Origin of the sequence: Streptomyces sp. (genome assembly GCF_050698815.1) — a bacterium.
Lineage (GTDB): Bacteria > Actinomycetota > Actinomycetes > Streptomycetales > Streptomycetaceae > Streptomyces.
In genome coordinates this window covers 1-6,826 of sequence record NZ_JBOHCV010000760.1, presented here as the reverse complement: position 1 = coordinate 6,826, position 6,826 = coordinate 1, and the positions used below count along the sequence as shown (strand labels likewise).

Annotated in this window: 7 protein-coding genes; 5 read left to right on the top strand and 2 right to left on the bottom strand. The window is 73.8% G+C overall.

Annotation, left to right across the window (positions count from 1 at the left end):
• The first annotated feature begins 265 nt into the window (after nucleotides 1-265).
• Entirely contained in the window at nucleotides 266-865 is a 600-nt protein-coding gene (locus ACRDP3_RS27085) for a histidine phosphatase family protein (protein ID WP_431519644.1), read from the top strand.
• A gap of 20 nt (nucleotides 866-885) precedes the next feature.
• Here the strand turns inward: ACRDP3_RS27085 and ACRDP3_RS27080 are convergent, their stop codons facing one another.
• A complete protein-coding gene (locus ACRDP3_RS27080; protein ID WP_431519643.1) occupies nucleotides 886-2,469 on the bottom strand; it encodes a tetratricopeptide repeat protein in 1,584 nt (527 codons plus the stop codon).
• Nucleotides 2,470-2,647: 178 nt separating this feature from the next.
• Here ACRDP3_RS27080 and ACRDP3_RS27075 point away from each other — a divergent pair, with 178 nt between their 5' ends.
• Entirely contained in the window at nucleotides 2,648-3,031 is a 384-nt protein-coding gene (locus ACRDP3_RS27075; RefSeq protein ID WP_431519642.1) for a hypothetical protein, read from the top strand.
• 82 nt (nucleotides 3,032-3,113) lie between these two features.
• A complete protein-coding gene (locus ACRDP3_RS27070) occupies nucleotides 3,114-4,043 on the top strand; it encodes a spermidine synthase (protein ID WP_431519641.1) in 930 nt (309 codons plus the stop codon).
• Nucleotides 4,044-4,056: 13 nt separating this feature from the next.
• Here ACRDP3_RS27070 and ACRDP3_RS27065 read toward each other — a convergent pair whose 3' ends face one another.
• Entirely contained in the window at nucleotides 4,057-4,596 is a 540-nt protein-coding gene (locus tag ACRDP3_RS27065; protein ID WP_431519640.1) for a hypothetical protein, read from the bottom strand.
• A gap of 58 nt (nucleotides 4,597-4,654) precedes the next feature.
• Between ACRDP3_RS27065 and ACRDP3_RS27060 the strand changes: the two genes are divergently transcribed.
• Both ACRDP3_RS27060 and ACRDP3_RS27055 read left to right on the top strand, forming a co-directional pair.
• Nucleotides 4,655-5,425: a response regulator transcription factor gene (locus ACRDP3_RS27060; protein ID WP_431519639.1), complete on the top strand. Its 771-nt coding sequence runs from the start codon at nucleotides 4,655-4,657 to the stop codon at nucleotides 5,423-5,425.
• On the top strand, nucleotides 5,422-6,826 hold a 1,405-nt coding region (locus tag ACRDP3_RS27055; RefSeq protein ID WP_431519638.1), incomplete at its 3' end, for a sensor histidine kinase. The genes ACRDP3_RS27060 and ACRDP3_RS27055, both read left to right, overlap by 4 nt.

Below are 6,826 nucleotides of genomic sequence, written 5' to 3'. Positions count from 1 at the left end.
GGCCTGGGCGGCACGTCCGGGCCGCCGCGCAGCTCGGCGAGGCGCTGCCGCAGGGCTACGGCGCGGCCCGGCTGGTCGTTGGTCATCGGCGTTCGCCTCGCGGGAGATGGCAGTACTCGCGGAAGTCTGGCATCCGGCACTGACAGCCGCATACTCCGCCGTCCGCGTGGCCCTCGGCCGTCCGGTGACCGACCGGGTGAGGATGAGCGGGAACGCGCGGCGACGCACACGCGGCACATCAGGCACCCGGCTGAAGAGGTTTCCCATGGCAGCGCGCATCCTGCTGGTCCGGCACGGTCAGACCGAATGGTCGACGACCGGACAGCACACCGGCCGGACAGACGTCCCGCTGCTCGACGAGGGCCGCCGTGCCGCCGAACTGCTCGGCGAGCGGCTGCGCCGCGCTCCCTGGAACGGGGTGCCGGGTGCCGAAGTACGCACCAGCCCGCTGTCGCGCGCCCGCGAGACGTGTGAACTGGCGGGCTTCGGCGGCGGCCGTGCGCAGGAGTGGGACGCGCTGCGGGAGTGGGACTACGGCGCGTACGAGGGGCTGACGAGCGAGCAGATCCGGGAGCGCGGCAGCGCCGACTGGACGATCTGGCGCGACGGTGTGGTGGACGGCGAGACCAGGCGGGCCATCGGCGAACGGGCCGACGGGATCGTGGAGTGGGCCCGTTCGGCCGACCGGGACGTGCTGGTCTTCGCGCACGGTCATGTGCTGCGCGTCCTGGGCGCCCGCTGGCTCGGCCACGACGTCTCCTTCGGTGCCTGCCTCCAGCTCTCCCCGGCCGCCCTGTCGGTGCTGGGCTGGGCGTACGGGAAGCCGGCGATCGATCGCTGGAACGACACGGGGCACCTGGACTGACGGCGCGAGCACCAGCGGCGTCAGGCCGTACGGGGCCGCGGCACCGTGCCGCCCTGCCGGGCGAGGAAGGCGCCGACGGCGCTGTCGGTGGCGTACGGGCGCAGCCGGCGCGCCGCCGTGGCCAGCATCTGGCGGATGCGTGAGGATTCGACGGGGCCCAGCAGGGCGAGGGCCTGCTGGCCGGCGTCCGCCGCCTCCGCGGGACGCTTCAAGGCCGCTAGGTCGCCCGCCAGTTCGGCCGTGAACAGCGCCAGGTTGCGCACGAAGTGGGGGTCCTGCAGGGCGACCGCGCGGCGCGCGTGCTCGGCCGCGCGCTCCCAGTCGTGCAGCGCGGACCAGCACTGCGCCTCCAGTCCCGCCAGTTCGGCCTCGCCGAAGAAGGTCATCCAGGCGGGGTCGGCGTCGGCGGGGCCCTGCGCGAACAAGGTGTGCGCCCTGCCCAGCGCCTGCTGGCATGCGGTCCGGTCCGCCAGCCCGGCCCAGCCGCCGGCTTCGCGCAGGGAGAGCAGCGACAACAGCCGTGCGGAGCCGAGGTGTTCGGCTGCCTGCTGCCCGGCTTGCGCGGCACGTACGGCCTCGCGCGGGCGGCCCGCGTCCCGGGCGAGGAAGGCGGTGTTGCAGAAGGCGTGCGCCTCCAGCGCCGGGTCGGCGGCGACCCGGGCGGTGGCCAGCGCCTCCGCGTAGTGCGAGCGGGCGTCGCTGAAACGGTCCGAGTCGTGGGCCAGCCAGCCCACGGAGATGGCGAGTTCACCGGCTCCGCTGTGCAGCCGGTCGGCGACGGAGCGGCGGTGGGGGGTGGCCGCGTCGAGGAGCTCGTAGGCCGCGCGGAGGGAGTCGCCGGCCCGCTGGTAGATGCCGTCGGCGCCGTGCCGGTCGTCGAGCAGCCGGATGTGGCGTACCGCCCGCTCCAGGGCCTCGGCCTCGGGTTCGCCGACGCGGCGGTGTGCGGGTGCGGAGCCGGAACCGGAGCCGTACGCGGCGGCGGTGAGGGCGTCGGCGGCCGGCATGACGGTGAGGGCGGCGGCGGCCGGGCCGCTGATCATGAACGCGCGACGTAGCACGTCGCTCTCCTCGTGGATCTCGGGACAGTCTGAACAGCTGGTGCAGACGGTGGGGTTGGGGCAGAAGGGGAAGGTAGGGGAGATGAGGCCGGGGGGACAGTCGTCGGGGCGCGCCGGCAGTTGTGGGGGCGCGTTGTCATCTCCGCGCGCCCGCCGGCTGCGCGCCGCGTGACCACGGACCGTCTCGCGGGCGGCGAAACCCAGGTCGGTCAGCGAGCGGCCCGGGAACATGTGCAGGAAGACCCGCTCGTAGGCGTAGTTGGGGCAGCGGATCTCACCGGCCTCGACGCGGCCGATGTACCGGGCGTCGCACGCGACCTGCTCGCCGATCTCCCGCCCGGCACGGCGTACGGCCGCCGCGAACTCGCCGGGTGACCGCGAGCCGCGCAGGAGCCGGAAGGCCGTGTTGGGGACGTGGTGGGCGTGAGGGCCGTGCTGCCCGGCTGTCTTCTGCTGTCCGTGCTGCCCCTGCTGCCCGCGCTGATCGTGCTGTCCGTGCTGTCCGTGGGGCGGGCCCTGCGACACGGAAGGTGACGACGCCATGGCCGGACAGTACAGGCTGTGACAAGGTCAACACACAGAGTTCCACAACAAAACCGGATATCTCCGCCGCGATCTGCCATGAACCGCCATCCTTCGCGGCCTCCCGCACCGTAGCCGGTTGACGGTGTAAGACGTTGAACTCTTCATGACCACCGAGGAGCTCGGAGGAGGGGTCCCCATGCTGGACACCGACCCAGGAGTCCGCGCCGCCACCGGCGGCGGCGTGCTCTGCGACCTGGTGACCGTGCCCGCACGACAGGGCTTGGAGGCCGTCGACATCCTGCGGTTGCGGGACGGACTCGGCCCTGTCGTGCTGTGTGACGGCGGCAGGCTCGGCTTTCTCGTACCGCCGGGCACCGCTGCCTGCTGGGACCTGCCGGGCAGCGCCTGTGCCCAGACCCCCGGCCGGCCGCCGGCCGCCGCCCCGCAACTGCCCAGGGCGGGCACCGGCTGGCTGGTGCCGCCCGAGATGGCGTTCGGGGTGGCGACCGACGCGTCGATGCTGCGGGCCGCGCTGGGCGAAGCGGCCCGTACGATCGCGGCCGTCGACCGCTGTTTGTGACGACCAAGCCGTCAGAACGTGGTCCTCACGCACGGTCGTCGGCCGTGCCGCGGAGACCGTCACGCTCAGCGATACTGGGTGGGTGGCGAAGGACGGACAGCGTGACGCGCGCGGTGGTGGCCGTGGCCGTGCCCGGCAGGCACGGGCCGCGCTGAGCGCGCAGGTCGACGGCGGGCTCGCCGAGCTGGTGCCCGACCCGGACAGGATGCGCGGCTGGACCTTGTCGCTGGACGGAGCGCCGCAGTCCTACGTCGACCTGGACGACCCCGCCCACCTCGACTTCGCGTACCAGCGCAGGCTGGGCCATGTTATCGACGCCGCCGCACCGCCGGGCAGCCCCCTGCACGTCCTGCACCTGGGCGGCGGTGCCCTCACTCTCGCCCGCTACGTCGCCGTCACCCGCGCGCGCTCCACCCAGCAGGTCATCGAACAGGACGAGGCACTCGTCCAATGGGTGCGTACCGAACTGCCGTTGGAGCGTGGCTGGCGGAAGATACGGATACGCGGCGGCGACGCCCGCGCCGGTCTGGGCAAGCTGCCCGAGGCGTGGGCCGACCTCGTCATCGCGGATGTCTTCAGTGGCGCCCGTACACCCGCGCACCTGACCAGCGCCGAGTTCCTGCACGAGGTACGGCGGGTGCTGCGGCCCGGCGGACTGTACGCGGCGAACATCGCGGACGGGCCCGGCGGGAGCGGCGGTCACGGCGGCGGCGGGCAGCGTCCGCTGGCGCATCTGCGCTCCCAGATCGCCACCGCACAGGGCGCGTTCGCGCACGTCGGCCTCATCGCCGATCCGGCCGTGCTGCGCGGACGGCGCTTCGGCAACGGCGTACTGATTGCCGCCGACCGGGAGTTGCCGGTCGGCGAGCTGACCCGGCGCGCGGCCGGGGACCCGCACCCGGGGCGGCTGGAACACGGCGCCGCACTCGCCGGCTTCGCCGCTGGCGCCGTACCGGTCACCGACGCGACCGCCCGCCCCTCACCGCTGCCGCCAGCGGGCGTCTTCCGTTGAACCGCCCCGGGGACTACCGCTGCTGATACCTCTCGACGCGCGGCGGGCCGTCGTCCCAGCGGCAGAAGACCGAGGACTCCGCGCCGCCCTTGGAGAAGGTCACCCTGATCCAGGTGGCGTCCTTCCACACCCGCATGTCCCAGCCGTCGTCCGGCGTTGCCGAGACCAGCGTCGCCGAGTCGTGGCCCATGTCGAAGACGGCACGTCCGCCGGGGACGTCGGCACCTCGTACGTTCCCGGCCGTCGCCGAGCCGCCGGGCTGCTGGGAGCCGGGGGTACCGCCGTCGCCCCCTCCGGGGGTGGACTTCGGCGGCTTCGCCGGCCGCGAGTCGGAGGGCGAAGCGGCGTGCGAGGGGGGCGACTTGGGCCGGTTCGTGGAGGAGGCCCGCGGCAGCGCCGTCGACTCGGACCGGTCCGCCACGGACAGCGCGCGCGGCGGCTCGTAGTCCGACCCCGCCAGCACCGTGTGCACCCCGAACCAGGACAGCGTCACCGCGGCGCCCGTGGCCAGCGTCCAGGCGCCGGCGTGCACGAGGGACTGTCGTGGTCGCATCTCTGTCACGATAGCGGCATCCCGCTCTCCCCGAAGGCCCATGGCGTACGGTGCCGCCATGGCTCGTGTGCTCGTGGTCGAGGACGATCAGTTCGTGCGCTCCGCCCTCATCCGGCACCTCAACGACGCCTCGCACGCGGTGCGCAGCGTCGGTACGGCCCTGGAGGCGCTGCGCGAAGTGGCGCAGGTCGGCTTCGACGTCGTCGTGCTGGACCTCGGGCTGCCGGATCTGGACGGCGGCGAGGCGCTGAAGATGCTGCGCGGCATCACCGACGTGCCCGTGATCATCGCCACGGCCCGGGACGACGAGAACGAGATCGTGCGGCTGCTCAACGACGGCGCCGACGACTACCTGGTCAAGCCGTTCACGGTCGAGCATCTGTCCGCCCGGATGGCCGCCGTGCTGCGCCGCTCGGGTGCCGGTGGCGCGGGCCGTGCCGGTCACGGCTCGGGGCCGGACGGGGTACTGCGGGTCGGCGGGCTCGCCATCGACCCGCTGCGGCGGCAGGCCGAACTGGACGGGGTACTGCTGGACCTGACCCGCCGTGAATTCGACCTGCTCGCGTTCCTCGCCGAACGGCCGGGCGTGGTCGTGGCGCGCAGAGAACTGCTGGCCGAGGTGTGGCAGCAGTCCTACGGTGACGACCAGACCATCGACGTACACCTGTCCTGGCTTCGCCGCAAGATCGGCGAGACGGCCGCCCGGCCACGCTATCTGCACACCCTGCGTGGTGTGGGCGTGAAGCTGGAGCCCCCCAGACAGCCGCCCGAGCAGGCGGGGGAGCCGCCCGAGCCGGCCGGGGAGCCGACGAGCGAGCCGCGGCCATGAGATGGGCGCTGGTGAAGGTGTGTCTCGCCGTGACCGTCATGGTGGTGATCGCCTTCGCCGTGCCGCTCGCCCTCGTCGTCAAGGAGACGGCGAGCGACCGCGCGTTCTCCGAGGCGGAGCGGCAGGCCGCCACCGTGGGACCGGTGCTCGCGATCACCACGGACCGGCAGCAGTTGAAGAAGGCCGTCGCCAGTACCCGTGCGGGCGGCGCCGGGCGCCTCGCCGTCCATGTGCCGACGGCTTCGCCGGAAGAGGAAGCAGCTGACCGTCCGGATCCCGGCGCGCGCCCTGGAGCGTCCGGGCGGCCCGGGCGGAGCACCGTCGAGGTCGGCCGGCAGCGCGTCACCCCGGAGCAGTTGTCGACCGCGCTACGGGCGGGCCGCGCCTCCACCGTCACCGTGCCCGGCGGATTCGCGCTGCTGCGGCCGATCGCCGTCGCCAGCGGTGACTTCGCGGTGGTGGAGGTCTTCGTGCCGGACGAGGAGGTCACCGACGGGGTCACCACCTCTTGGCTCATCCTCGCCGGCGTCGGCATCGCCCTGATCCTCGGCTCGGTCGCCGTCGCCGACCGGCTCGGCACCCGCATGGTCCGGCCGGCCGGGCGACTGGCCGAGGCCGCACACGACTTGGGCGAGGGCAAGCTCGGGGTGCGGGTACCCGAGGACGGACCCAGCGAACTGCGCTCCGCCGCCGCCGCGTTCAACGCCATGGCCGACCAGGTCGTACAACTGCTCGCCAACGAACGGGAGCTGGCCGCCGACCTGTCGCACCGGCTGCGCACACCGCTGACCGTACTGCGGCTGAACGCCGCCTCACTCGGGGACGGCGACGCCGCCGCGCACACCCGGGAGGCCGTCGCGAAGCTGGAGAGCGAGGTCGACCAGATCATCCGCACCGCCCGCGAACAGCGCGAGCAGCGGGCCCAGTCGCCCGGCGGGTCCGACACCGGAGCCGCATGCGACGCGGCCGAGGTGATCAGGGAACGGATGGCCTTCTGGTCGGCACTGGCCGAGGACGAGGACCGCGAGGTGCGGCTGGCGGGGGTGGACCGGCCGGTACGGATACCGGTCGCCCGCGGCGAACTCGCCGCCGCACTCGACGCGATGCTCGGCAACGTCTTCCGGCACACGCCCGAGGGCACCGCCTTCGCCGTCGACGTGCACCACGGCGGCGCCGCCAGCAACTCGGTCATCGTCCTCGTCTCCGACGCCGGCCCCGGCATCGCCGACCCGGCAGCGGCGCTGCGCCGCGGCCACGGAGACGGCAGGCCCGGGTCGACCGGGCTCGGCCTGGACATCGTTCGGCGGGTCGCCGAGGCCACGGGCGGCGACGTGCGCGTCGGCCGCTCGGTGCTCGGGGGGACCGAGGTACGGATGTGGCTGGCGCTGCACGGCGCCGAGG